Source organism: Paenibacillus anaericanus (assembly GCF_003994475.1).
GTDB lineage: Bacteria > Bacillota > Bacilli > Paenibacillales > Paenibacillaceae > Fontibacillus > Fontibacillus anaericanus.
Genome location: NZ_RZNY01000018.1, coordinates 1 through 26,959, shown reverse-complemented (window position 1 = coordinate 26,959; position 26,959 = coordinate 1). Strand labels below are relative to the sequence as shown.

General features: G+C 37.3%; 16 protein-coding genes and 1 pseudogene. 13 read left to right on the top strand and 4 right to left on the bottom strand.

The genetic code is table 11. The features are described 5' to 3' along the window. From EJP82_RS19470 to EJP82_RS28905, 3 genes and pseudogenes are all read left to right on the top strand, one after another. On the top strand, positions 1-1,548 hold the full coding sequence (locus EJP82_RS19470) for an ATP-binding protein (protein WP_170220239.1): 1,548 nt from the start codon (positions 1-3) through the stop codon (positions 1,546-1,548). Next, positions 1,548-2,561, top strand: coding sequence for an SIR2 family protein (locus tag EJP82_RS19465; protein WP_127193743.1), 1,014 nt, complete (start codon positions 1,548-1,550; stop codon positions 2,559-2,561). The genes EJP82_RS19470 and EJP82_RS19465 overlap by 1 nt, the downstream gene beginning before the upstream one ends. A gap of 228 nt (positions 2,562-2,789) precedes the next feature. Beyond that, positions 2,790-3,238: pseudogene (locus tag EJP82_RS28905) on the top strand (restriction endonuclease). 489 nt (positions 3,239-3,727) lie between these two features. Here the strand turns inward: EJP82_RS28905 and EJP82_RS19450 are convergent. After that, complete coding sequence (locus EJP82_RS19450; protein ID WP_127193741.1) at positions 3,728-4,837, bottom strand: DNA cytosine methyltransferase; 1,110 nt, start codon at positions 4,835-4,837, stop codon at positions 3,728-3,730. A 239-nt stretch (positions 4,838-5,076) separates the two neighbouring features. Here EJP82_RS19450 and EJP82_RS19445 point away from each other — a divergent pair, with 239 nt between their 5' ends. From EJP82_RS19445 to EJP82_RS19410, 8 genes are all read left to right on the top strand, one after another. Next, positions 5,077-6,210 carry a DNA cytosine methyltransferase gene (locus EJP82_RS19445; RefSeq protein WP_246054296.1) on the top strand — a complete coding sequence of 378 codons (1,134 nt, stop codon included), beginning with the start codon at positions 5,077-5,079 and terminating at the stop codon, positions 6,208-6,210. Then, on the top strand, positions 6,207-8,744 hold the full coding sequence (locus EJP82_RS19440; RefSeq protein WP_127193740.1) for an ATP-binding protein: 2,538 nt from the start codon (positions 6,207-6,209) through the stop codon (positions 8,742-8,744). Before EJP82_RS19445 ends, EJP82_RS19440 begins: the two co-directional genes overlap by 4 nt. Continuing rightward, positions 8,741-10,477, top strand: coding sequence for a DEAD/DEAH box helicase family protein (locus EJP82_RS19435; RefSeq protein WP_127193739.1), 1,737 nt, complete (start codon positions 8,741-8,743; stop codon positions 10,475-10,477). The genes EJP82_RS19440 and EJP82_RS19435 overlap by 4 nt, the downstream gene beginning before the upstream one ends. After that, positions 10,474-11,184, top strand: coding sequence for a hypothetical protein (locus EJP82_RS19430; RefSeq protein ID WP_127193738.1), 711 nt, complete (start codon positions 10,474-10,476; stop codon positions 11,182-11,184). The genes EJP82_RS19435 and EJP82_RS19430 overlap by 4 nt, the downstream gene beginning before the upstream one ends. 266 nt (positions 11,185-11,450) lie before the next feature. Continuing rightward, positions 11,451-14,195, top strand: coding sequence for a hypothetical protein (locus EJP82_RS19425; RefSeq protein WP_127193737.1), 2,745 nt, complete (start codon positions 11,451-11,453; stop codon positions 14,193-14,195). Between the two features lie 12 nt (positions 14,196-14,207). After that, positions 14,208-19,847 (top strand): DEAD/DEAH box helicase, encoded by a 5,640-nt coding sequence (locus EJP82_RS19420; RefSeq protein WP_127193736.1) that lies wholly within the window; start codon positions 14,208-14,210, stop codon positions 19,845-19,847. Positions 19,848-20,260: 413 nt separating this feature from the next. After that, positions 20,261-20,593 carry a nucleotide pyrophosphohydrolase gene (locus EJP82_RS19415; protein WP_127193735.1) on the top strand — a complete coding sequence of 111 codons (333 nt, stop codon included), beginning with the start codon at positions 20,261-20,263 and terminating at the stop codon, positions 20,591-20,593. A gap of 15 nt (positions 20,594-20,608) precedes the next feature. Beyond that, complete coding sequence (locus tag EJP82_RS19410; RefSeq protein WP_127193734.1) at positions 20,609-22,603, top strand: DUF2075 domain-containing protein; 1,995 nt, start codon at positions 20,609-20,611, stop codon at positions 22,601-22,603. Between the two features lie 471 nt (positions 22,604-23,074). Here EJP82_RS19410 and EJP82_RS19405 read toward each other — a convergent pair whose 3' ends face one another. Beyond that, on the bottom strand, positions 23,075-23,296 hold the full coding sequence (locus EJP82_RS19405; protein WP_127193733.1) for a helix-turn-helix domain-containing protein: 222 nt from the start codon (positions 23,294-23,296) through the stop codon (positions 23,075-23,077). A 49-nt stretch (positions 23,297-23,345) separates the two neighbouring features. Further along, a complete protein-coding gene (locus EJP82_RS19400) occupies positions 23,346-23,687 on the bottom strand; it encodes a helix-turn-helix domain-containing protein (protein WP_127193732.1) in 342 nt (113 codons plus the stop codon). Between the two features lie 141 nt (positions 23,688-23,828). Between EJP82_RS19400 and EJP82_RS19395 the strand changes: the two genes are divergently transcribed. Together EJP82_RS19395 and EJP82_RS19380 are read left to right on the top strand one after the other, a co-directional pair. Then, complete coding sequence (locus tag EJP82_RS19395; RefSeq protein ID WP_127193731.1) at positions 23,829-24,260, top strand: hypothetical protein; 432 nt, start codon at positions 23,829-23,831, stop codon at positions 24,258-24,260. A 1,129-nt stretch (positions 24,261-25,389) separates the two neighbouring features. Next, on the top strand, positions 25,390-26,553 hold the full coding sequence (locus tag EJP82_RS19380) for an Abi family protein (protein ID WP_170220238.1): 1,164 nt from the start codon (positions 25,390-25,392) through the stop codon (positions 26,551-26,553). A 313-nt stretch (positions 26,554-26,866) separates the two neighbouring features. On the opposite strand, the gene EJP82_RS19375 is transcribed toward EJP82_RS19380, so the two are convergent. Further along, positions 26,867-26,959: IS3 family transposase (locus EJP82_RS19375; RefSeq protein ID WP_148125753.1), on the bottom strand; the 93-nt coding region annotated here is incomplete at its 5' end.

Below are 26,959 nucleotides of genomic sequence, written 5' to 3'. Positions count from 1 at the left end.
ATGAATAACTACGTTATTGAAATTGCTGCCTCAGAACGTTTGTTCTGGACTATGGGGAACCAAAATATTACAATAAGTAGAGCGATTGCTGAATTTGTAGATAATTCATATGATGCTAGACTCGATTCAACGACAATTGATGTTACCCTTTTAGAAGATGCTATTGAGGTTAGAGATACCTCAAGTGGAATGAATTTAAATGATTTAAAGAATGCTCTAGCGCCTGCTGATAGTAAGAGGAAAATAGGCTCAGTTGGAGGGTATGGGTTTGGCCTGAAAACCGCTTCTGCCTTTTTAGGAGATTGTGTTGAAATTGAAACAGCTACGGCGGAGATGAAACATTCATTATACCTAAAATTACAAAATCCATTTAAGAACTTATATGAGATGTCTTTGTATAATTTCTCTGGTGTATGGAAAATTGAGGTCAATGAAAAGGCTAAGACGTTTAAAGAAGGAACTGTTATCACGGTTTCAAATTTAAAACGACCTCGAAGAGAAGATGATATTAAAAATATTAATTCACACTTTTCTAAAACATTTTCGCAGTTCTTAATTGAAGGGAAATTAACTCTTAAAGTAAATAACAATGAAATAGTACCATATAAATTTGATACATATTGGAAGGAAGCATTTAATTTCACTATCCCAGGTTTAAACGAAGAAATCTGTGATGTAAGTGGGTGGGTAGGCGTATCAAAGTCATTAATTAAATCTACTACCTCAGATACAGAAAATGGGTTTCACTTATACCTGAATGGTAGATTATTGGATTATAATATTTGGATTGGTTTAGGGGCTCACCCAGAGATGCGCTTGCTAGTTGGAGAAATTTTTTTACAAGGTTTTAGATCAAATATTACAAAAACTGAGATTATAAAAGATTCATTTGAATATCTAGAATTTGTGGAGGTATTTGAGAAATGGCTAAGAGAAAATAGTATTAGGGCAAAAATCGATAAGAAAACCAAGGAATGGACGAAGCTTAAGAAAAAACAGGATAAAGAAATTAAGTCGAACATACAAGGTGGACAGTCATATGAAACAAAAGCTTCAGCCAATAAGTCGAATTCTGGAAAAAGGGATACAAAGAGTAGTCCCCAACAAGATAGTGTGACAGTAGTATCTACTGACAAGGAAAAGGTTACTAATTCAGGAGAAATCGATACTACTGACATTTCGTCTTCTAATTTAAATGAAACAAAGAATGATGCCGCCAACTCCCAAACAGACGTAACTGTTATTAGAAATAATAGAACTGCCAAGGAAATAGACCTTTTCATTAAGACTGTTAGATGGAAAGTATTATTTATTACAGGTGGGAAGTATAACCAAATATGTGATATAAACCATTATAATAGGGAAATTACATTGGATTTAAATAACCCGCTTATTTCAAGGTATATGACGTATATTTCTTGTAATCCCAACTTCTCAAAACAAGTGCTCTATACTATATTTGCTGTATTTAATAATGAATGTTTTGATAATGCTAAAATATTAATGATAGAGAAACTCAATGATGTTATATCTTTTAGAGGTGAATAATGTCTACTGTTTATATATTTGGTGCTGGAGCTTCATTTCCAGAGGGGGCTCCTTTAATATCTAACTTTATTGGTAGATCTTTTGAAAAGTTAGCTAACGATACATCCGAACCAATAATAAGTACATGGAAGTTTTTAAGTGATTATTTTGGTAAAAATCCAAGCAGCAGTAGTGCAGCAATAAATGACTATCCAACAATTGATGAAATTGTTACAATAGTGGACTATGCAATTTCCAATAATTATAGTCTAAGCTCATTTCACACTACTACAAAACTAAACCAGATAAAACGAGGGTTAGTTAATTTAATATCTAGAACAATTGTAGAATCTATAACTTCAAATGAGAAGCATAAAAGGTTTATTAATGAGTTGTTTATAAAAAGAAAAGAAGTTAATATCATTTCGCTGAATTATGATACTTTGTTAGATGATGCAATAAATAACGCTTATAAAAAAAGCCAAAAACAAAAAATTAATTATGGATTTGATTCTATATTAACAACTACTCCTCGTTTTAATTTACTAAAACTTCATGGATCTTTAAATTGGTCATTGTGCCCGTTTTGTCAGAAAATACATGTTCATAATACGCCGGTTGCTCATCTTTTATATAGCAACTATTATACTTGTACTATTTGTGGAAACACCTATTCCGAGCCAGTTATTATTACTCCGACTCTGTTAAAATCTTATAATATACAACGGTTAAATAATGTTTGGTTAGCTGCGGCAGATTCTGTATCACAGGCGAAAAGACTTATTTTTATTGGTTATTCTATGGCATTATCGGACTATCCGATTATCAACCTGATCAAAAGTGCTATTAGCCGGAAAAATATCTTAGAGGAAGTCATTATTATAGGAGTGGACTCTGATAAGACTCAATTAGGAAAAAGATATTGCAAAATATTTGGAGACCGTATAAAAATAGCCTTTGATGGAAATGGGTTTTTAGGACAAACGCATTGGGGTACTGTGTTTCCGGATGACTTGAGCATTAGGAGCAAATAGGCATAATAAATATAATATACTTTTGATTCTCATGTATGTGTCAACTTCTCTAGATTTATAAAGCAAATAGTATACTAAGATCTAAAAGATCTATTGGAAAAACATAAACTATTCAAAATGTCTCACATAAATCACTGATGCTTAGTGCATCGGTGATTTTTTATGCACTTGGACACACATCGAATTAGGAATGAAAGTCTTTAGTACGTCGCGAGGATACGTGCTTAGATCCTGAAGAACAAACCAGGAACAGGCGAGAATTGTGATACCTACAATACTGGATATACCTGTGAAATAAAGAAATTTGAGCGTCTGCTCTCGTTATATTTTCGGGACCAAGGATATGTTGTCAAAGAGGTTGGTGTTGGGGGCAAATATAGTGGTGTTGATCTGGTTATTACGGATCAGCAGGGAGAGAAGACGGCAGTTCAAGCCAAATGTTATGGGGATCATAATAATGTGGGTGGCAAACAGTTCGTGAATTGGTTGAAGCTAAATATGATTATGATTGTATTCTTAGCTTGATAGTTACGACATCAGATCTGACTCCGAAAGCGAAGCAGGAAGCCGAGCAGTTTATAGTGGATTATTGGCGCGGCGGAATTTTTGAACAGAAGCTAATGGAGTGGGGGGAATGGCAGCCTATGGACGAAAAGGTAGAGCTAGTTTCTACGTAGCATGCTAAGGTAGCAGTGGCGCAAAGTCCAAGACTGACTCAGGCGCATCTGTCATGTGTAAGTACGGGGCACCGATGGTGAAGAGGAAGAATAAGAGTGGGGATGCTTTCTGGAGTTGTAGTAAGTATCCACAGTGAAAGAATAGGAAGGTTTCATCTTGATTGGCCGATTCTGTGGATACTCTAAAATATAACGAGGGCCATCTCTATTTTGTGGATAAAAATGATGAGTTCCCATTCACTTGTCCACTTGATATCTACTGTATCTACAGTATGGATCAGATTTTAGTGACATTTGGCTACTGGAATGAGACACAGGGCCTACCTTCGTGAAGGAGTTAGGTATTTCGAGGCCGAGAAAACGGACATCTTCTTCATCACTTAAACAGCAAAATATGTTATGTAAAACGCTCTAGTTCTAATACAACATCTGATATTGAATTTAAACTTTAGTCCTAATAAAAGAGAGAAATCCCTACAGGGACTTCTCTCAAGATATAACTATAGAAGTGGAACTGTTTTTGCTCATTTCAATTTCATTATATTCATCTAATACTTTCTTAATTTGTATTGCCAAAAGTTCAGCCAGTCGGAATGCAACGCCATTACTAACCATTTTAAACATTTTTCCTAATGGGGTATTTTCTCTAAATTGGTACCAGTCAGGAACTGATTGAAGTCGTAATGCCTCCCGAACTGTCAACCGTCTTGGAAGCGTTGGATGCAAATGAACTTCGTTATTTCCGTATGCAACAGTAGGACTATACCGGAAACGGTGTAACCTCTTAAATGATTTCCGCTTCACGTCCCCCTCGGGGACTGTCAAAAAACGATTCGAGTAGGGTCGGAATGCTACATGATTCGGTAGCCCTGACAATTCCTCGGTATTTCCAATTACAGAATGTATGGTTAATTCATAAGGGACAGCGGAAGCGCCTCTGTATTCTTCTTCATCAATTACTGCTCCAAAATCCATCACATCCGGCCAGTTGTATGTAGTCTTAGGCTTTAGAAGGCTAGGTTCAGGCCATTCGAAACCAGGCAAGCCGACTGAGTTGAGAGAAAGTACAATTTGATTTTTTATTCCTACAATAAAGACGCGGGAACGATCCTGGGGTATACCATATTCCAAGGTATTTAGAACCTTGAAGTATACCGTGTAACCCATCTCACCAAATTTCTTAATCATTGGTTCTAGAGCTTCCTGACGGTGCTTCTTCGTCCTGTACAGAGCCTCCACATTTTCGAAGAGAAAGAAGTCAGGATTTAGATAACTAATTTTATCTAGAAAGTCCCAAACTAGTTTCCCCCTATCCCCATCAACACCAGGGCTATTTGCATTTCCTATGGAAAAGTCCTGACAGGGTGGTCCACCAATGACACCGCGAGCCTTTGGAATATCTTTAGGCTCTACTAATGTTATATCCCCATGTGAGATAAATGTATCAGTATGTCCATATCTGAGCTGGTGGTTATAGTTGTTTGCATCAGCAAACTCCTTGATCAATTCATAGCCGCGGATAATGTCAAATCCATTCTCACTAAAACCAAAATCTAGAAAACCCGCTCCAGAGAAAAGTGAAACAATACTATATGTCATCTTCCATTAACCTGCCTTTCAATCTATAACTATTATGAACCATCTTAGATAATCCATCAAACAACAATTTGAACCATATATAAAAAAACACAAAGAACATACGTTCTCAAATAATCAAACCATGAATTATATGATATGGTCAATATCCCCTTTGTTATATATTTATAAATTATTGATGAAGGGATATCAGCTCAAAATGTCGAAAATTACAATAACCGGAAATATAGAAGGGAGATAGTATGCGTATTTCATCTCCAGAATTTAATAAATATACCATTCCTAAAATACCAATCCTATCCTTTTTTACGGGAGCGGGGTTCATGGATATCGGCTTTATGCAGGCGGGATTTCAAACGGTTTGGTCTAATGAATTTAATCCGAACTTTGTTAAAGGATTCGAATGTGGAATCAGTTCAATGACTGGAAAACAGCATAGAATTACAAATACCTCATCAATAATAGGGATTGGACCTAATCAGATAGCCAAAGAAGCTTTTAATAATATTCAGATTCCAGATACATTTGGAATAATTGGTGGGCCACCATGCCCGGACTTTTCAGTAGGAGGAAAGAATAGGGGACGTACAGGAGAGCATGGGACACTATCAAAGATATACGTAGATAAGATACTAGATCTCCAGCCAACCTTTTTTGTCTTTGAGAATGTTAAGGGACTTTTTAAAACTGCAAGGCATCGGGAGTTCTTTGACAGTCTAAGGATGAAGTTTGCAGAATATTATGTAACGGATGCCCGCGTTCTGAATTCTTTGGATTTTGGAGTGCCCCAGGACAGAGAGAGAGTATTTATGGTGGGTTTAAATAAGAAATGGTTAAAAAAAAAGCTTGGTGTAAGGAATATTCCAAAAGACTATTGTTGGTTCCATTGGCCTGTAGATCTAAGGTATTCAGGAGCAAAACAAAAATTTATCTGGCCTACTGAGTCCCCCTTTGGCATGGAATTGGAAAAGCCCTATGATATTCCAGAGGAATTAATGGTTGGCTCGATTATTTGTGATCTAGAGGAGATTTCTTCCTTACCAAATGGTTTAGAAGGTTTGAGGCCCATAAGTGATAAGTATCATGTTATATATGAAGGGGATGTGTCACGAAAAAGTTTTAAGCGACTACATCGTTGGCGATATAGTCCTACCGCTGCTTACGGAAACAATGAAGTACATCTGCATCCCACACAGCCAAGAAGGCTAACTGTCCGTGAGGCATTAAGGATTCAAAGTGTTCCCGATACCTATGTGCTCCCATCAGACATGCCTTTGACACATAAGTTTAAAACAATAGGTAACGGTGTGCCTGTTAAATTAGCTCATGTTATGGCACTTGCAATTAGGAGAATGATAGAGGAGGACCCTAAATGACTCATTCAGAATATTTTTTTGATTTCACTCCAGATCCTAAGGTTCTAATCGCCTTGACACATACACCAATGTTACCATTGGATGCACTTTGTGAACTTGTTGATAATGCTATTGATTCTTTTCAGGCTGCGAAACTTACAGGTATTAATATTGAAAACCCTCTAATTTCAATAGATTTGCCACGAATGGCTGATCTTAATAAAAATATTGGAAAAATCAGGATCCGAGATAACGGACCTGGAATGTCGAGAGATATGGCTGAAAAGTCTATAAGAGCAGGGTTTTCTGGTAATAATCCATACGATAGTTTAGGTTTATTTGGAATGGGATTTAATATATCTACTGGAAAGCTTGGTAGAACTACCAAGCTGTTAACAGCGCGCAATAACGAAGATAAAGCCATTAACGTAGAAATAGATTTAGATTATATAAATGAGACAAAGGATTACGAACTACCGGTGTTCATTGTGGACAAGCCCAAAGAGTTGCCGCATGGAACAGTGATTGAAATAGAACAATGGTGGCCTGAAGGAAATGCGAATAGTCAATTTGTGAAACGATTAGTGCAATATGGACTTCCAAGAGTCAGAGCGGAATTAGGACGAAGGTATGCCTCGGTTCTATCGAAAAGGGAGATAAGGATCGTAGTTAATGGAGAACCTTGCACCGTGTATGAACATTGCGTATGGGATTCTTCAAGGTATGTTGAGCGTAAAGGTAACGGGCAGATTCAGGCAAAATACGAATTTGATCACGTTATTGGTGTGCAACGACGATGCGGTAACTGTACGGCTCTTGTGCCGACTGATCATATTGAGTGTCCTGCTTGTAAAGCCTCAAGTATCCGAAGTGTTGAGGAACGTATCAAAGGGTGGGTTGGTATCCAGAGATTTGATGATAGCACTGAATATGGAATAGATTTGATTCGGAACGGTAGAGCTATTCGAATTGCTGAGAAAACAGCCTTTTTTGAATTTGTAGATGAATTCAAAAAAATAATTAAGGATTACCCGATCGACGGTCAGTATGGAAGAATCGTAGGGGAAGTGCACCTAAATCACGTCCCTGTCGATTTCCTGAAGCAGGACTTTCAGAGAAGCAGTCCTGAATGGCAGCGGGCAATTACTTACTTAAGGGGCGAAAGTTCTTTACAGCCTAGCAAGCCAGGTGCAGATAGAAATGGGAGTTTTATTTTTAAACTGTTCCAAGGTTTCCGTAGAGTGAGGAGACCCGGTAGATCTGATTTATATATGGGTTATTGGGATAAGGAGGAAAATGGACCGAAAAGGATTTCCAGGGATATTGAGAAGGAATATTATCAGAAGTTTCTCGATAAACTTCCGGGTTACTATGATGATTCAGAATGGTGGAAACTGGTCGAGCAAGCAGATTCACAACCCTTAGAGGAACTTGTTGAATGTCCTACGTGTAATGCCCAAAATTTAAAAGAACATGATATTTGTACAGTATGTGGTTTCGTTTTAATTGGTAAGCCATGCATTAATCCAGACTGCAAATGTGAAATACCAAAATCTGCAGAAATGTGCCCGGAATGTGGCCTATCTCAGGTTCCTAGAATAGAAGAGCCTTGGGTATGTTTGGTTTGTGGTATTAAAAACAGAGCAACTGAAAAGAACTGCACATCATGCAATGAAGAAAAGGGAAAAGAAAATACAACGTCACAAGAGTTTTTATTTAAAAATGCGAACAAGTCGGATGAATTGTCTTGTCCGGGATGTTCTATTATGTTGGCTGATGGCACTTACAGTTCTCCTGTAGATGTAAATGTTTATATAACGCATAATCCAATAAAAGCAAATCTACAAAAAGTCGGAGTACCCCTAATTGCATTTAAAGGGGAAGATATCGAAATTTATTTAGATAAGGCACATAAAGTTTTCAAATCTTTCAGAATCCGACCTGAACAAATGATAGCGGCTGAAGTTGCTCTTTTCATTTATGATATGAACAGAAGGTTATCCGGTAAACAGTATCACGGACAACATACTTTGTCTAATATTGAGTGGCAGATATTAAATACCAGATGGGCTGAGGAACTTGAAGACAGCCCAGAAAAAATTAGAGAAGATGTTAATGTTTTTTTTGCGCAAATGAAAGAAAGACTACCGGAGTTGCTCCAAGAACTGACTTTGGATATTTTCAATGAAATGCCAGAGGAACAAAAAAGAACCCTTGTTAATAACATGCTTAATCAAAGTGTGGATATCAGTCAACTTGGTAATATGAAAGATAGTGGTGATTTTCTATTATATATTGATGAGGAGTGCATAACTGACATATTTAAAAAATATCCGCACGTATTCTTTGACGGCGGAGTATGGGATACCTCATATTCCGATTCGATAGAAATAACGGGAACTATTCTGCAACAGGCACAAGGAAGAATACGGAACATTTACCTTAACTGTTTAAATGATATTGTTAATTTTGTAAAATACCGTTCCACGGAGACTGCTATTGCCCAAAAAACAAGGTTGTCTTTAGACTTCCTTCAGCAAAAGGTGATAAAATGAGCTCTTTTATCAGTGAAGAAAATCTGAGGTTTAGCTCTTGGCAGGCATTTGAAAGGGTAGTTTCACGATTATTAGCACATGAAGGTTTTGAAGGTATAAGACTTGTGGGCCAATCTGGTGATCGTGGGGCTGATGTTCTTGCTCAGAGGTTCGGTAAGCGGTGGTTGTTTCAAATGAAACACTGGAAAAATAAGGTTGGACTAGATGTTGCTGATCAGACATTGGAGGCTCTCAGGATCTATAGGGCACAAGTGCCTGTAATTGTGGCATTAAGTGGATTTGATGATAAGTTGAAAGAGCATCAGATAGCTCTCTTGAGTAGAGGAGTCCCGCTTCAGTTATGGGAAACAAAGGATCTTATTATCAAGGCTGAAAGACTTCCAGAGATGTGCGTAGTGGACAGAAATCCGCGAGAATATCAGGAGCAGGCTATTCGTTCCACAATACAGGCATATAATGAAGGAAAAAATAAAGCTCTTGTTGTTATGGCTACTGGGCTGGGAAAAACCTTCGTGGCATGTGAGACGGTTAAACGTATTAATGCTGTATCTCCAACAAGGATCCTTGTAATAGCACATACAAATGAACTTGTTTATCAGATAGAGAAAGCTTTTTGGCCATTTTTATCTAAGCACCAGGAAACCACGGTATGGAATGGTTATGAGCAACTAAGCCAAGAACGTTTGGAAAAAAGTAGTGCGGTATTCGCATGTTTGAATACAATTGCCGATTACATTCAACGGGGGAAAGAACTCCCACACTTTGATCTAATTATCATAGATGAATGTCATCATGTGGGCGGGCAGATGTACAAAGCCATTTTAGATGATACACTGGCAGGTTCTGAAAAGGGTCCATTTCTTCTTGGATTAACAGCAACACCTTGGCGTCCAGATGATATAGATCTTACTGATTATTTTGGAGAACCTCTAGTACGTGTAGACATTGTTACTGGATTGAGGAATGGCTTTTTATCAAATGTCGACTACCGAATGTATACGGATAATATCAACTGGGGAGCATTGGGTGATTTGAAAGGAAAGAATTTTTCCCCACGACAGATTAATAGAACATTATTTATAACTGAATGGGACGATGCTGTTGTATTTGAGCTAAAGAGGGTATGGCAAGAACAGCACAAACCGAGAGCTATAGTTTTCTGTGGCACAATAGACCACGCTGTTACAATGAGAGACCGTATTAATTCACTAGGTTTTTGCAATGCATCGGCACTATATTCTCAAACTTCTACAGGGCGCACAATGGATCCGGCAGAACGAAATCGTATACTATGCGATTTTCAAGACGGGGTAATTGATGTGTTATGTGCGGTTGATATCCTCAATGAGGGAGTCGATGTCCCCGATGTAAACATTATCGTGTTCCAGCGGGTAACACATAGTCGAAGAATATTTATTCAGCAGTTAGGCAGGGGACTGAGGTTATCTAAAGATAAAGAAAAGGTCATTGTTCTTGATTTTGTTTCTGATATACGAAGATTCGCTGCAGGAATAGATCTGAAAGACAGTCTTTCTGAAGAAGGACCCGCTCCTGGGAATCCGGTGAGAATCAGTTTACAGCATAAGGTTACTTTCAGGAAAGCTGGAGGAGAAGATCCGAAAACTGAAACATTCTTAAGGCAATGGCTTGAAGATGTGGCTGCAGTAGAAGGAGCAGGCGAGGATACAAGCGTACTTAAATTTCCGCCAGAGTTACAGGGAGGACGAAAATGACATTTGATGATGTGATTAATGATATTGAGAAGATGGTAGGTTTAGAGTTAGAAAGTATTAAGTCGGGTGCTAATATTACTCTCATTGAGGTAGACAGAATAGGAAAGAGAGTAAAGCTTATTACTTCTTCTGGTAAATCCAAAACTAGACCATTCAGCGAGTTGAAAAAAATATGGGATATGTTATGCAATTCCCCGGCTGCGCACGTTGATAGCGTGCTTAGTGGTTCGGGATCAAGCAGGAATCAGCCTGAAACCGTAATGGCTAATCTTCCCTATATTGAGTGGTTTTTAATAGATAAGAGAAAGCATCTTGCTTTGATGAAAGAGCCCACTCATGACTATGGAACGTTATTAAAGATGGATGAGATTAAGGCTATTGAAATAATAGATAAATTGATGGATATGGACAATACCGCTTGTGAAGTCGTGGTAATTACAGAGGATATAAGATCAACTGCGGATACATATGAAAAAATTAATGGAGTACCTCTAAAGTCTCTTTCACAAGGAATCTATGAGCAGTACAAGGATAAAGTGAGGTTTATATTCGTTTCAAAGAGTAATCTTAACGAGCAAGTAGAAGCCGGAACCTATATTGTGGTGGCAGGAACTAGTATAGCAGGTATAGGGCGACCGGTTACAATTGATGGTAAGGAATATGATTTAATTCTTCAGGGAGGACTAAGTCTCCTTATCCCTGTTTAATTCCGAGCATCAAATTGAATTCCATATCCGCCAACGAGAATGAAGAGGTGCAATTAAACCTTGCGACCCGACTCAGGAAATATGTCTAAGTATCTATTGATAAAGTGGCGAACAAGATTTATGTTTGATTCTAGCGCGATGTGAAATCAAAAAACACCCTGTTTTTGGGTGTTTTTTTGATTTTTCGACAAGTTAAAGGGATTATCTATTAATATGTAGAAATATAGGAGTAAATTCCTGAATTTCGGTATAAAGGACTGGGTATTATGCATCAAAACTATGAAAAGTGGAATAGAGCTTTTTTTGAGCATTTTTTTGGTGAGCATAATTCTCATAAGGTAGTTTATCTTTACATCAACGAATCATTAATTATTATGATAGGTGGGAAATTAGGTGTTTCTGAAGAAGATGCTATAAGAGATTTTTGTTTGTCTGTTCAGTCATACACTAAAGAAGTGAATGAATTATTTGAAATAGCATCTAAAAGAGGCCAAAGATGGTTTAACCAAAAGGCTGAGGGTATACCACCATTTATAGCAGTCATGGCTCTGACAGTTCTAGCAGCGGTAAATATGAGAGCTGATTCCGAAAACGGTATTGGTGGTGGGAACTATTATGTTAGACTACGTGAATTACTTAGTCTTGAAGGTAATGGGAATGGGAATGGGATGCCAAGGGGATTTGATAATTTTCAAATCTTGTGGGATATATTACGCGACTGGCAAGAACTAAAGAATGGTGAATATGGCTTTATAAATATATTTGAATTTGGAACTAAGTATACAGCTTATGCTCGCTCCCAGTGTTTAATAAGAGAAACAGAGAGAGAACAGTTATTTGATTTCTTTTATTGGGCGGGTTATAAACCCGGGATACAAATAGACATCAATTATCTCATTAACCACCTAGAAGCTTATTTGTCATCCAGGTTTAATAGATTGAGCAGAATGTTTAACACTAATGATTTAGCATTAAAAAAAGAAATAGCCGAAACAATTTTGCATGAATTCAAGAGATGGACTGGGGGTACACGCGAGAAACAGGCTGAATTCGGGTACAATTCAAGAGAAGTAAATAGAATCAAAGAATTTAAGCTTTTCCTTGTACTAGAAGCTGAGGGGATCATACCTAAAGCAAAAATTAGTTTTAATTACCTCGCTGATAATGAAAGCTTCATCAATAACATCGATGACGATGATGATGATTTTGGGATTGAAGGTTTTAGCTATGCAAACAACTTATTTCGCAAATATATTGAAGAAGAATTACTAAATGAACCAATAAGTTTTGAATCGAATGACAAGTGCTTCAGATTATTTCATGAGGCTACTAATTATTTCATTTTTAGAAAAGGGCAAGATTTAGGATTTAAAGGTTGGGTAAGTCGAAGGGAATTGCTTGCAGGTCAAGAACATCTATTACTATTCCATGAAGAAATGAACGAAGTAATAGAACAATGGATTGAAGACCAGAATATACAGGCAAAATCGAGAAACTATAAAGAATTACCCTTAGGTTGGAAAAGTTTAATTATATTGATTTCCGAGGGTTCAAAAATATTACCTTTGGACTCTAACATGATAGTGAATGTTGAAAATACAAGTATTCATTTATCAGGTGGATTGAAAATTGGGAACCAGGAATGGCTACTTGATGCTCCACCGACTTTGTCAATTTCTTCGCCACCTAAAACTATTGTTAAAATTAACGATGTTGAATCTTTTTGCATAATCGATGGTGCTGATAATGTAGAGCTCAGCTTGTTACATTTAATGTATTCGAATACCTATGTTATTAAGGCTAACAATACAAGCAGAACAATCATTTTAAGAAATGATAATGTGCATCGTATTAACCAGGAGAACTTTACCCCCGTTACTGCTCAAGCAACTGAAGGGAAGTTGAAAATAGCGGGTACCTATATCTACAACAATCTTGATGAGTTTGATAATTGTTTTGAAATAAAAAACGGAGTAGCGTTTCTCACAGTAGAGGGGAGATGTTACAAGAAGCCAGTTCCTCAATTTATTAAAGGGGTCCCTTTCGATTTAGAACGTGGCTTTAGAACTTTGGGGATAGAATTTGGAAAAGAAGCTTTACCTATACGTAAAATTGATCTATTTATTGAATATTTATCTTTAAGTGGAGAAGGAAATTGGAATAACTTTTTAAGGGGTTTAAGCTGGTGTTTTGGGGAAGAACAACTCCGATTAAGAGCGTATAAAGTCAGACAACGACTGTCTCAGACAGGCTTTGTTGAATTTACGCGTAAGGGCGATACAAATAATTATTACTGGAGAGTGATACCGACATCAGCTGGGATTATTCCTGGTGTTGATCCACTAGTTTCAATAGCTGGCGCGAGGACAAGGAGAATGTTTGAAACATGGAAAAATAACAACAGTGATAGGTTTGATATGTTATGGTCGATTCCCGCAAGTGATTTAGAACCTATAGCTGTTTATTTATATTCAAAAAGTTGGGATGATTTAGAGGAAGCCCTTCAAAGTTTGAAAATTCCATATAATTTAGGTGATGATTATTTTGCTTATCATCTTGCTAAATGTTTACCTTCGATTACATCACAAATTGATAATGATAAAGAGATTATAGTTTCAAATTATGGAAACTGGGATGTGAAAGGTTGGGATACCGTTTTATCGAAATGGGAGAGGAATGGTTCATCAAGACTAAAACAGTACACTAGTCGTTTTGGAGATAATATATGTGTTTTGCAATTACCAAGTGGTAATAAAAAGAAGATAGAAAGGGATATAGGCAAACTTTACTTGGCCTCAATGGAAAAGCGGAAATTGTTCAGCTATAGAAATCATGAGCTTAGAATAAAGAAGGAGTATACTTTACCGGAACTTTATGAACGTGCGTTAGCTTCCTGTATAGGTAAGTGTCCTGAGCGGGTTGGCTCGTACCGTATTTATAAAAATGTGCCTTTGGAAGTAGCGTGGACTCTAGTGCATAAGCTCGGTTTCGAACTTGAGTTTCTAAGATAAGGAGTGGTGAACTTGGAAGATGTTCTAGGCCTTTTTCAAAGAATGAAAGAAATGTATATCCGCTACATGGACAGTCCGTTTGCTCTGGGACACGACAAATTAGCAGCGGAGCGGAGAGCTTTACTGGAGCAAGAAGGAAACATATATCAGTATCCATATATTGAAGCTTTACCTCCATATAGAAGTTCTAACAAGACTGTGAAAGATGTTTGTAAAGAAACCCTCTTATCGTCTGATTTTTCCGAGTTTGTAGGTCTTGGCTTATTTGATCCTAAGCATAAATTGCATCAGCACCAATATGACGCATTTAAGAAAGTTGTAACAGAAAAGAAAAATATTGTTGTAACATCAGGTACGGGTTCAGGAAAAACTGAAAGTTTCTTGCTGCCACTTATTTCAAATATATTAAATGAATCAAAAAGGTGGCCTTCTCCAGGTCCGTCAGAGCAGAAGTGGTGGGACTCTGGCAGAAGATGGAGTTCAATAAGGGCACATGAAAAACGTAAAGCTGCAGTCCGCGGACTAATCTTATATCCGCTGAATGCTCTAGTTGAAGACCAGATGGTACGGTTGCGTAAAGCATTAGATAGTGATCAGGTAAGAAAATGGCTAAGGGACAGCAGGGATAATAATAAAATATATTTTGGCCGCTATACTGGTAAGACGCCTATTCCGGGGAGTCCTTCAAACTCAAACAAAGTGGGCCAATTAAAGACAGCAATAAAAAAAATGGTACATAAGCAAAATGAGCTTCGTGATCAATTTAAAGATTTAATTCACAAAGCGGGTAATGATCCAGATTTTAGAACTAAGCAAAATATTATTGTGGAGATACAAAATGAAATAGATGCAGACATTCTATCCTCAACATCACAATGGAGTCCATCCGAAGTAGAATTAATTAAAAATAAATTGTCCGATAGACTAAATGAGAAGCTTGCGTTTTTAAATCAAGTAGATGGATCGGAAATGATTTCCCGTTGGGATATGCAGGAGTCACCTCCAGATATCTTAATCACTAACTTTAGCATGCTGAACATCATACTAACCCGTCAAATTGAACAACAAATTTTTGACAAGACACGTGAATGGATTGAAGAAGACTCTTCAAATACATTTCATTTGGTTCTTGACGAATTACATGCGTATCGTGGGACTGCTGGTACCGAAGTGTCCTATGTAATTCGAGCATTGCTTGATAGATTGGGGCTTAGACCGGACAGTCCTCAACTTAGAATATTGGCGACAAGTGCATCCTTAGATGAGAGTGGAAGGGAATTCTTGGGTGATTTTTTTGGCGTTCCTATTAATAAGTTTGAGATAATCACCGGAGAGCGAGAAAGCGCTGAACAATTTCCGCTTAGTAATTATTACAAGGAAAAGAAAGGCCTTTTTTCGGAATTATTTAATTCATTTCATAACGAAGCTGATTGGAATAAATCCATCAGCAAATTTTGTGATGAATTCAATGTGAAATACGATGCCAATACTCCAGGAGAATGTTTAACTAAGGTTCTTGAAAATAGTGGCGCGCTTGAGGCATTAATACGTGAATGCGAAAAACCTAAATCCATTAAATGTCTTTCTGCCAAATTGTTTAGTGATGAGAATGATTTGAGTTTTATTGGTGGGTTACTATTAGCTGTTGTTAAATCAAGAGCTAATGGAGAACGTGATGTTGTTTTACCATTAAGAGCCCATCTATTTTTTAAAAACTTTCAAGGACTTTGGGCATGTTCGAGTCCTGACTGTACAGAAGTTGATCCTCTTTATAAATACAGCGGAAGGAATATTGGCAGATTATATAACCAACCAAGAATTCAATGCGGTTGCGGTTCCCGTGTCCTTGATTTCTATTATTGTCAAAATTGCGGGGATAGTTTTCTTGGCGGGTTCAAAACAGCTGATAAAACCGATGATTCAGGTAGCCGATTTTTATTAAGTGCCGAGTTTCCTGAAATAGAACAGCTTCCAGATAAACTGCCGCCTGTTAAGAAATATGGACAATATGCAGTCTATTGGCCCTCATTGAATATTGATCCTGATGCGGCGAAAGAATGGGGGCGTACACCTTCTGGAGATGAGTCTGTTCAGACAGGAATCGGTAAAAGTAAAATGAAGTTTAAATGGGAGAAGGCTGAGTATACTCCTAGAATGGGAAATATATGTTCTGACCAACACAGTGCCACAGGCCATTGGTATAAAATAATGAATATGGAAGAATCAGCACAAAGAATGCCGGCGTTTCCGATAAAGTGTCCAAATTGCGCAGACGATTGGGAGCTACAGCGTATACCAAGTGGATGGCTTCCTATTGAAAGTGAAAAACGTACTCGTTCTCCAATTCGTGGACAAAGAACAGGGTTTGACATGATTGCGCAAATTATGCTAGATGCATTAATGCGGGAACTTCCTGATAAAGAACAACCGAAAGCAGTGTTATTTTCAGATAGTCGGCAGGATGCAGCTAAATTGTCAGCAAAGCTGGAAATTAACCACTACAGACAGATTATCCGTTATGTTGTTATAAAAGTTGTCCGGGAACAGAATACTGCTTTACGTTGTTTTATTAAGCGTACAAGACAAGAAGCATTGACAGATCTGGAAGCGTCGATTGCTGAATCGTATTGGAACGAGAACTATAGTGAAGCTAGTCTGATTGAAGCTGCATTATTAAACAAAAATCTACCTCCGGTTAAATTGGAAGAGGCTAAACAAATTATTAAATTAGCTGAAAGTTATCCCCGACTGGGTGACATGTGGGATAGTATTGAGAAGGAACTGCTCAAAGTTGGAATAAATCCGGGTGGCCCAGAAAACTCCTTAAAGGAGTTTTCTGGAGTTAATTGGACGAAACTATATAATTGGTTGGATAGAAGCAATCCTAGTCGGATTGTTAATTTGAGTGGCACTCAGCAAGTATATCTTGAAGAAATAATCAAGAAATTAAAAGAACGTGTTATTATTGATGTCCTTTTTTCACAAAGGAAAAGGGATTTAGAGTCCATAGCATTGGCAACAATTTCGACTGACATGGAGAAAGAATTTGAAAGTTATCTTGGGCAAGAGCCTGAATTCTGGCGCCAGCTTGTGGATAGTTCGATCCGAATTCTTGGCGGGCTAAAACGCTTTGATGATAATAAAAAACAAAGTGAGTCGCCGCGACCTCAATTAAATGCTTATTGGAAGGCAATTGCTAAAGAAAATAATATTAATGAAACACAGTTGTTGGACAGAGCTCACCGAATTTTTTCTTCTTTGCGGGGAGTTAAACATTATTTATTACAATCAGACGAATTGCAGGTTATTCCATTTAATGAAAAAATTTATGCATGTGTAAAGTGTCAGAGGGTGCATTTACATCCTTCCTGTTCGGTATGTACAGATTGTTATTCGCGATTAGAAGAAAGCAGTCTTGAGGAATCTGTAACGAATGATTATTACAGATACCTTTCTCTTGACTCTAAAACTGTAAGGCGTTTCCATTCCGAGGAAATGACGGGGCAAACAGATCCGGATGATGCATTAAAGAGACAGCAGCTTTTTCAAGGTATCTTTGATTCAGATGATACTGAGCTTGTTGACGAAATTGATATTTTAAGTGTCACGACCACGATGGAAGCAGGCGTGGATATTGGATCTTTAAGAATTGTAGCCATGTCGAATATGCCTCCACAGAGATTTAATTATCAACAGCGGGTAGGGCGATGTGGACGTAGAAATTCTCCGTTATCCGTAAGTTTGACACTCTGCCGCGGCAGAAGTCACGATGATTGGTATTTTGATAACTTGGATAGAATTACGGGGGATCCGTCTCCGCAGCCATATATCGACCTGCAATCTAAGAAAATATTCAGTCGCGTTGTTAATAAAGAAATGCTGTTTTATGCTTTCAAGGATACCGGTTTATCAAAGGAGGAATTAGGCGGAGAAAGTGTCCACGGACAGTTTGGTAATCGGAATGACTGGGAGCAAATTAAAGATCGTGTGCAAAAGTACCTTACCTCACAGGAAGGTGCCCTTCGTTTAGAGCAAGTTATTAAAGCACTTTCGGTAAAAAGCAAAATCTCTGTTGGTGATTTAGAGCAAATCAAAAATGATACAATAAGCGGAAAAATAACTGAAGAGATTTCACGGATAGCTATTGATTCAAGATATTCTTCAAACGCATTAAGTGAGAATTTAGCTGCAGCAGGGTTGCTCCCTATGTTTGGGTTCCCGACACGGGTAAGATTGTTACACCATAGCCAGAAAAACTCATACACTTCAATTCAAGATTTGGACAAAGATACAGTAGATCGAGATTTGGAAATGGCGATAAACGACTACTCGCCTGGATCAGAAGTGGTTAAAGATAAGTCAAAACATCGTGCTGCAGGAGTGGCTCATTATTGGATTCAAGGTAATCGGGTTATGCCGGAACCTAATCCTCTAGGTGACATTAAAACGATTGCTCTTTGTAAGAACTGTCATATGTTATACGACAAAAACCTGCCAGAAGAATGTCCTTCTTGTCTTAATATTCTAGATGCCATGGATAGTCCTTTCATAACAATACCGATATCTGAGCCGCAAGGTTTTAGAAGCGACTGGACTAAAAGGGACTATAAGGAAGAGTTTGAATGGTCATCAAGAAGTACTGTACCAAGACTGGCACTCGATGGAACCAACGCTGAAGATAATACCAATGAAATTTATAATACGGTTTTCTCATGTCAAGAAGGGGATATTTATACTATTAATGATCGAAATGGGGCATTATTTACTTTTGAAAAAGCCCGGAACGATTATGAAGGATGGATAGAAACAACGAGTTTGGCTGATGATTATAGGCCGCCAGCATTAAGTTCAATAAAAAAAGAAGTGGCATTGGCAGCAATAAAGAATACAGAAGTTTTAGTTATTAGTCCTAAAACAACTGCTGCCGATATAAGTTTTGATCCGACAGTCCTTGGAGCCCGCTCCGGCCTTGTCTCTTTTGGATTCCTCTTTAGACGAATTGCAACAAATCTCTTGGACGTCGATGCGGATGAGCTTCAGGTAGGTGTCCGCTCCGTATATAACAATTCGTCAGATAGTCTTGTTGGTCAGGTTTTCTTCGGCGACAGACTTATAAATGGAGCGGGATATGCAAAATACTTGGCTCAAGAGCAAGTCATGAAGAAAATTCTGGATGACTTATGCGGGGAGTTAAACTATATTCCGAAACTACGGAACCATATGTGTGACTCCTCTTGCTATGAATGCTTACGTACTTACGAAAATATGAGCTACCATGGAATTCTTGATTGGCGTCTCGGACTTGATGCAGCACGTTATTTGAAAGATGGGAAGGTACCTGTTATTGACGGACAGTGGATTGAATTGGTTCAAAATTCACTAACCAATCTTGTGGAAAACTTTAAAGAATTGGAGTCAAAATGGTATTTTGGAGTACCTGGATTAAAATTTGCTTTTGAGAATGAAACCATTGCTCTGTTTGGACATCCGTTTTGGAACACGAAAAATAAAGTTTATTTTACTCGTGAATTAGCCAAGGCAACGGCGGAAGCAGAGCTAGAAGCTAGGGTGATAAAGCATTTCAATGTGTTTGACTTAATACGTCGTCCAACTTGGGTAATTCAAAAAATGATCGAGGATAACAATGGATGAAGCTACCTGACTGGTTTACACACAGAGTTAATACCTATACTATCTTCCGTGCTTGTAAATCAATTAGGCAGTAGATGCTCTTGAACTCTTCTATTTCACATATCCAAAAAGTAGTATTCGGAATCGGGTTATCATGCTTAAGGGGGTTTCTTACGAAGAACTGGTAGATATAATGAGACTAATAATCTTACGCTATCCAGGAAAAATTTAAGTGTATTTGTTAGGTATCTAGTTATAAGATTGCATCGCTAGTCTTGAGCCTCGTTTCGTTAATTCTCACTCTAGCAATCTTAATTTCTACAACCTTCATAATTTATAAAGGAACTGGATAGAAGACATTTTAGTTAACTGATTCTAAAAGTCTAGTTATAACATAATTAATAAAATAATAATCCACCACTAGGGGTGCCCACATGGACGATCTTATAAATAAAATCATAGCCTTTCGCGATGAAAGAGACTGGAAGCAGTTCCATAACCCTAAGGATCTAGCAATCTCGTTGACATTAGAAGCTAGCGAATTGCTAGAAACTTTTCAATGGAAGAGTAGTGAGCAGGCTGTTGAAGCTAATCTTAACGATATTCAGGATGAATTGGCGGATGTGTTGATCTATTCAATGATGCTTGCACATGACTTGGGTATCGATGTTAAATCTGCTATTCTACAAAAGTTAGAGAAAAACGCTGAGAAGTATCCCATAGATAAGTTTAAGGGAACATCAAGAAAGTATACAGAAGCTGAGTAACGGGGTGGGGCAGCTATGATAATTTACGAAGCGACCAAAGAAGAATTCATGAATGACGTTACTAACGATAGCATTGCTGTTAAAATTCATGAGAATTACCTACAGAGAATCGGTAAAATCTCGGAGAGTGAGTTTAACTCCTGGAATAATTCTATGAATTATATGTATAAGGTCCTGAATACTCCAATCATTCCTGATGATGTAGGCGTTGCTATTGAATATAAGGTGCCTACGACTTCAAGAAGGATCGACTTTATGTTAACAGGTTTAGATGAACAGGACCGTTATTCTGTCGTTATTGTGGAATTAAAACAATGGTCTTCCGTAAACGTAGTTGAAAATTCAGATGGTCTTGTTGAGACTGCTATGAATCGAAGAATGGTCAAACATACGCATCCATCGTACCAAGCTTGGTCATATGCAAAGCTAATCACAGACTATAATGAATCTGTTCAGAACGAGGCCATATCATTATATCCCTGTGCCTATTTACATAACTATATCCAAAAGGAAAATGATCCACTTACGGATACTCTATATGATAACTACATATCGGAGGCCCCGGTATTTATTAAGGGCGATGCCCTAAAGTTAAGGGGCTTTATTTCTACTTACATTAAAAAAACAGACCGTAAAAAGTCATTATATCTGATTGAATTAGGAAAGATTAGGCCATCTAAGTCTTTGCAGGATTCACTAGTCAAAATGTTAGATGGAAATGAAGAGTTTATTATGATCGAAGAGCAGAAGGTAGTATATGAAGAAGCTATTTTAATGGCTAAAAGAGCACTATCAACAGATCGCAAGCAAGTTCTGATCGTGGAGGGCGGACCTGGTACAGGGAAGTCAGTTTTAGGGATTAATTTATTAGTCAAATTAACCTCCAAAGAGATGGTCTGCCAGTACGTCACCAAGAACAGCGCCCCAAGAGAAGTATATACGAAGCGTCTTCAGCAAAATTATAAGAAGACAGTTATTAATAACCTGTTCAAGAGTTCAGGAGTCTATCATGAGGCATTGCCAAATGAATTAGATGTTCTGATCGTGGATGAAGCCCATCGACTTAACGAGAAGTCAGGCTTATTCAAGAACAAAGGTGAAAATCAGATGATGGAGATCATTCGAGCTGCTAAATGCTCTATATTTTTCATTGATGAGTATCAAAAAATCTCGATACATGACGTAGGGAATAAGGAACAGATCAAACAATTTGCCGAGTCATACGGTGCTGAAGTAGTAGAGATGAAGCTAGAATCTCAATTTCGCTGTAATGGTTCCGATGGTTACTTGGCATGGTTAGATGATGTATTGGAGCTTCGGGAAACAGCAAATGCAGATGGTTTTGATTTTCAGTATGATTTTAAAGTTTTTGATGACCCTAATGAACTACGCAATGAGATATTTAAAAAGAATCAACTTAATAATAAAGCTAGGATGCTAGCGGGTTACTGCTGGGATTGGAAGACGGAAGGGAAAAGCAATCCAGAGGTTCATGATATTTATCTGGAAGATCATCAGTTCTCTATGAGTTGGAATCTGAACAATACACTAACATGGGCAATCGATCCTAAATCGGTGGAGCAAGTTGGTTGTATTCACACTTCACAAGGGCTGGAGTTTGATTATGTAGGAGTTATCATAGGGGAAGATCTTCGATATATTAATGGAGAAATTGTCACGGACCCATTTAAACGTGCGAATACAGATAAATCGTTGTCTGGATTTAAAAAAATGTACAAGAAGGACAACAATGAGGCTTTGGGGATAGCGGATCAGATCATTAAAAACACTTACCGTACACTCCTCACAAGAGGGATGAAAGGTTGCTATATTTACTGTGTTGATCCTTTGCTAAAGGAGTATTTTGTAGATCGATTGTCCAGGTCACGGAGTATAATATATCCGTCACACCAAGAGAAAGTTCTCATCGCAGCAGAGGAATCGGTGCCATATGTAACTGGAGACAAGGCAAGAAAAGTAACTAGTCTTTCACTACAACCCAATCAATAATCTCTCTAAAATCGCTGATGCCTAGTGCATCGGCGGTTTTTTTCGATATGAGAGAACTTGATGCTTTCTCTTTTTTTGTTGGATAATTTCACAAGATATGATGGTATAATAAATCAGTACATTGCACCTTGAGTGGGCATGCCTCCTGTAAAGGAGGTGATTCTATGAACTTCTCTTTCTCTGATGTAATCATTTTCGCAGCGTTTCTAATTGCGTTATTGACATACATTGAAAAAAAGAAGTGACCCCTCTTAAGGTTGGCACCGAGGGTCACTTCTTCTGCATTAACAACCAGTTGGAGAAACCCCCACTCAAGTTGTTGTACGGGGGATTGGCAGCCACCAATCCCTTATTTAAGTTTATCTTAGCATACTCATTTCTATACCTCAAGGGACGAGACAGGTCAGAGCTCTGCTCAGTACTTAGCTAAATAATATAGAGTATTACTTACGTAGCATGTGTATTTCTTATTTAATCAGTTACCTCAACCAAATCAATAATCTCCCTAATATCGCTGATGCTAAGTGCATCGGCGATTTTTTCGATATGAGAGAAATTTATGTTTTCTCTTTTGCCATTGGAAAGTTCACTAAGCGCAGCGTGACGTACGTCGGATAGGCGGGAAAGTTCACGTAATGAGATGCCGTGACGTTTAAGTAATTCTGGAATTTTAACGACGACTTTTTTCGCCATGGACAATCACCTCATTTGAGTGACTAATCACAATCACGCTTCCATAGTTTTATTCATTTCCTCGCACAATCTCTCTGATTACATTTTTAGCTACACGCACTTTTTCTGGGCTTGATTCTCTAAGCATCGTTACAATATCCTGTATATTTACATCTATCTGTTCGCTTTCTTCATAAGCATAAGCAAATATCTGAGCAACATTTACTTCCAAGGCGTTCGCAACCTTGGCTAGACTTAGCAAGGAAACGTTCTTTTCGCCTCGCTCAATCTGTCCGATATAAGAAAAATGGAATCCACCTTTTTCTCCAAGTGCTTCTTGTGAAAGTCCTTGTTCTTTCCTCAAAGCCTTTATTCGAGCACCAACGAGCTTAAGAATTTCTTTCTCAGTCATATTCTACACCTCTCTATTCAAAAGTGTAGACAAGTTTAAATAATGTAGACACATGCATATGATAATCATAAATAATATCTATAGATATTATTTTAGTGTATAATATTGGTATTATAGATATCATATGGAGGATTATTGTGTATGACTAATGAGGCCCTTGTAGAGAAATATGGTTTAAAGCTTGAGTATAATACGGTTCAAACCTACATGAACCTCACCCCAATGTTCCTGCATCACAATCTCCCCAAACCTTGCCTCATCCTAAGCGACTGGTCATTAGAAATCATGCTCAAGACTCTATATATCCAAGAACGAGGGAGTATTTTTCCACCGTATAATTTGCCCCTAGAAGATCTATTAGATCTGACACGGAGTGAGACGGGTACTGACTTGGACTCCGTTAATCTAATTGAATCGGTTAAGTTCCTTGCGAACTGTCCAAGTACATCTTGGATACAGAATATGAGCGCAGCGCAACTTCAGAGACTTATGCGGAGAGTGGACGAGTTGTTATGTCGACTTTCCTCCAGAGTTACTAACTCTCCTATCAAGCGGTATACTTCCATATTTTAAAAGAAGAGGGATATGGATCCTAAAGATGATGTTTGTAACAGTCGCTGGCTTCCAGATATTGATATAATGGCGGCAGTTCTATTTTATCTGAGGGTGGGAGAGATGTGCTTAAGATGAATGACAAGGTAGCATTCAAACTGACTTGGCTATTGGTAGGTTTATCGTGTTTATGGGTATTCTCAGTTTTATTTAAGATGCTCTTTATTTGGTTTCTGTTATTTGGAATCATCTCAGTGGTTTATATTATAAAGAATAAAAACACCAAATTAATGGATGTTATTATCGGTTGTGTACTTGGGATCATAGCTATGCCAGCTAGTATGTTTATGGGCGTGTCGTCCATTATCATATATATTGGTGCTACGAGTATGATGAAGGGTTCTAGTCATAGAATTATTTTAATTAAAAATAGTACGAAGAAAGATGTTGTGATCTCGTGTGTAACTTTGGTGTTGGTGGGCGTGGTATTGGGTGCGATCAATGTTCTACTGGCAGTGGGCAGTACAGCGATTAACCCCTCCTTCCAACTGTCATTTATTATGGAAGCTNAAGTTTACTAGGCTTCAAAATGTTTTATGTTATTTGATTATGGTGATGCCACATGTATTCATTCACTTTGAATTAAGCACTTTTAATATTGTAAATGTAATTGTGTTAGCACTATTATTTGGATTCCCATTTGCATGGCTTCAACGCAAGCGCGATTTGGTATCAGCTATGGGTTCACATGCCATTGTAGATATTATTAGGTTCTGTGTGTTTAGTGCGTAGATGGCGATCATATTATAGCCTCCCTGTTGTAGGGGGTTATTTTTTTTGCAAAGTTAAATCTATGAAAGAATATGTTATATAGCGTATTTATATATTTAGGAGGCTGTGAAGAAGAAGTAGATGGTTCAGAGTATAGCGGAGCATTCGAAGAGACTTGCGATTGGTAGGTATCAACGGAGCAGGTCTACCGAGCGGTGAAGATTAATCGGAGTGAATCGTATCATAAATAGGGCGAAATTTTGTAAAACTGTTTATTAAGCAGGCTTTGCAACAAGGAGTTAGATTTAACTCATCGATAGAATTAGGTAATACATGATATAATTGCCATAATGTTATCTGATAGGTGGTGAATATATTTTTGAAAAGAGCATCAAAAGAGGACTTATTGAAGTTTAAACAATCTTTAAGTCCAATTAAAGGGTTAGAGGCTAAAGATGAGGTTGCAGCTACGGTAGAACAATTACCGATTGTGAGCAAAGACCCTGTTATAAGTTTGGTAGAAAAGGCGAAATTAAAAGAGAAGTTATCAGTAGAAGAGCAAATCGAGTATTTAAAATTTAAAGGCATTACTTTCAATTCCTATAATGAGTCATTAGCTAAAGGAATACTAACAGATCGAACTTACTATTATAAAGTTACTGCTTTTAGAAAAAATTTTAATAAAGATAAAGATAACAAATACACAAATGTTGATTTTTCAATCTTAAATGATTTAGCCACAATAGATATGCATTTTAGGTATTTATTTTTAAAGTTGTCTTTAGATATCGAACATAATATAAAATCTTTAATTATTCGCTTGATAACTGAAAGTGATGAAGATGGTTTTAGAATCATTGATGAGTATAAATTATTTGAGTTAGAAAGTTATAGACAAAAACTTATAAAAAAAGAACTATCACTTGAAGAAATTGAAAATAAATTGAAAAAATATGAGACTATAGACAAAAAGTTATTGGAAGCATATAAGTCACAAAGAGATTATAGTTATGATTTGATTGTTAAAAGAAAAAAGAAACCATCCATTTGGGTACTTATTGAATTAATGTCTTATGGTCAATTATGTTTTTTTATTAATTTTTATGTTCAAAAAAAGAAATATAAATATAAAGAATTAAAACTGGCCAATAGCCTATTATTTGATTCGAAAAATATAAGAGATTCCTCTGCACATAGTAGACCTATTATTTTTAATATTGTAGGGCCTAATCAATTTTTATTATCTAATGAAAAGCGTATAAAATTGCAAGTTCGAAATTTTTTAATTCAAAATTGTAACATGAGTGATTCAATTACTAATATTCCACTTAGAAACCTTAAAATACATGATATTACTGCCCTACTGTATTTACATGATTATTATGTTAAAGGAAGAATTTCAAGAATTGAACGTAAAAAAGAATTAGTGAGTCTCATTAAAAGATGCAGATTGAAGAAATCTTATTATGAAGAACATCCAGAGTTTGGGGAGGTAATGTACATTTTATTCAAACTGATCAGAAATTATAAAGTGAAACCTTAAGAGGTTTTTATTGACTTGATTATTTTACAGTGATAAGATTCTAGTTAGATGAAAGACCCTTCCGCAAGGTCGTCTGGAAAATAGGGTAACAGCTATTTCTAGATTAAAGGAATCAAAATCTTTGAAACAATTATTACTTGTGTAATTGTTTCAAAGATTTTTTTATTTCTAAATTATACAACCGCACGTACCTTTATCACGGAGAACTGTATCATAGGTAAGTGCGGTTTTGAGTTGAAAGCAAAGAAGCCTATTCAAGATCATTAGGGACTGACCCCCGTTTGTGAGACAGGGATCAAAACACCTTGCAAGTTTAAACTGCCAGTCGCCGAAAATCAATCGGTGACTGGTTTTTTAGTTTTGTTTGAATACGAACTGAGTTATAGTAAATAATGTAGTCTCGAAC